This is a genomic window from Streptomyces sp. adm13(2018) (assembly GCF_008042145.1).
In the GTDB taxonomy this organism is placed as follows: Bacteria; Actinomycetota; Actinomycetes; order Streptomycetales; family Streptomycetaceae; genus Streptomyces.
Genome location: NZ_RDBH01000328.1, coordinates 1 through 1,803 on the forward strand (window position 1 = coordinate 1; position 1,803 = coordinate 1,803).

At 72.9% G+C, this 1,803-nt stretch carries 3 protein-coding genes; all 3 read left to right on the plus strand.

Annotated features, from left to right (window positions below):
* The first annotated feature begins 179 nt into the window (after positions 1 to 179).
* Positions 180 to 665: an SRPBCC family protein gene (locus EAO70_RS37245; RefSeq protein ID WP_148007184.1), complete on the plus strand. Its 486-nt coding sequence runs from the start codon at positions 180 to 182 to the stop codon at positions 663 to 665.
* A gap of 150 nt (positions 666 to 815) precedes the next feature.
* Positions 816 to 1,208, plus strand: coding sequence for a hypothetical protein (locus tag EAO70_RS37250; RefSeq protein WP_148007185.1), 393 nt, complete (start codon positions 816 to 818; stop codon positions 1,206 to 1,208).
* Positions 1,205 to 1,803: hypothetical protein (locus tag EAO70_RS37255; RefSeq protein WP_261993256.1), on the plus strand; the 599-nt coding region annotated here is incomplete at its 3' end. The genes EAO70_RS37250 and EAO70_RS37255, both read left to right, overlap by 4 nt.

The window sequence follows — 1,803 nt, forward strand, 5'->3', positions numbered from 1 at the left end:
GGAGACGGCGGGGCCGGGGACGGGGACAGGGACGGCGGGAACGGTGGGGACGGGACCGTCACCTTCACGACCGTGCGGGAGCCCCAGACGCTCGCGGAGATCGTCGCCGAGTCGGGCGGGGCGCACGCGGACGCCCTCGTCCGGTAGCGCGGGCCGGGCGACACGGTTTCGATGAAGCCATGACTGGAACGGGAACCGGTTCGAACACCACGACCGTCGTCGTCGAGCGACGGGTCGACGCCTCCCCCGGGCGGGTCTGGGAGTCCCTCACCGACCTGCCCGACATGCCGCGGGTCCTCTCCGGCGTCGAACGGGTGGAGGTGCTCACCGAGGGCGGCTTCGCCGTGGGCACCCGCTGGCGGGAGACCCGGCGGATGCTGGGCAAGGAGGCCACCGAGGAGATGCTGGTGACGGAGTGCGAGCCGCCGGACCGGTACGTGACGGTCGCCGACTCGCACGGCATGCACTACGTCTCCGAGCTCACCCTCCTCCCCGACGGGACCGGCGCGACCACCCTGCGGATGACCTTCTCCGCCCGGCCCGCCCAGGGCCGGAGGCAGGGGTTCCTGGGACGGCTGATCGCCCGCTTCGGCGCGAAGGCGGTCGCCAAGGCGCTCACCAAGGACCTGTCCGAGATCGCGCACGCGGTGGAATCGAAGACCTGAGCGCGACCTGACACAGATTCCGGTCCCGATTCGGACAGGGCCTGGCATGTTCCGATGGAAAATGCCAGAACACCCCACGGACGCCGCTGCGTTCAGTAACGTCACCGTCACTGCCGTACGTCCGCACGCCGCATCGGGAGGGGAATCCGCGTGCCCGGAATCGACGAGTGCCTGATGGAGGCCATGACCCTGCCGGGGGCTCGCGGCGCCTCCCTGGTCGACTGGACCAGCGGACTCGCCCTCGGGACGGCGGGCGAGTCACCGGTCGGCGACCACGAGACGACGGCCGCCGAGACGGCGGAGATGGCCCGCGCCGCCGCCGAGTTCGACTCGTTCACCGCCGAAGGGGAGATACCCGGCGACGAACCGCCCGTCGAGGACCTGATCGTCACCACCCGCGCCGGCTACCACGTCCTCCGCTTCGTCGAGACGTCCTTCGACAGCAGCGTCTTCCTCCACCTCTGGCTCGACCGCGACACCGGCAACCTCGCCCTCGCCCGGATGCGCCTCCGGGACCTCGCCGAACGGCTGGTCCTGGGATGAACGGCCCCGGAGTCGGTACCGTCGCCAGCCCCGTCTCCCCCATGCTGGTGCGGCTCGCCGCCGAGAAGGCCACCGGCGCCCTGCTCCGCGACCACGGCACCCTCTACCTCGTCGACGGCCGCGTCGTGCACGCCGAGAGCCCCGCCGCACCCGGCGTCGACATCCTCCTCACCGCCGGCGGACGGCTCCCCCGGGAAGGCTGGGACGAGGCCGTCGACCGGGCCGGCGCCCACCGCGCCGTCGGCCGGTTCCTCGTCGACAGCGGCCGGCTCCACGACGGCGAGCTGGAGATCTGCCACCTCGGCGCCGTCTTCGACGCGGCCTTCTTCGCCCTCTCCCCCACCAGCGGACCGACCCGCTTCCGGTACGGGGTCGGGCACTGGTTCGGCACCGTCCGGCCGGTCTCCGCCGAGGCGGTCGAGCGCGAGACGGTCCGCCGCCGCGAACTCCTCGACGCCGTCTGGCCGTACGCCGCCGTCGACACCTCCCCTTCGGCGGTGAACCAGTCGAACTCGGCGGCGGCGCGGGCCATCTCCGCCGTCTCGGCGGCCGTCGTCTCGTGGTCGCCGACCGGTGACTCGCCCGCCGTCCCGAG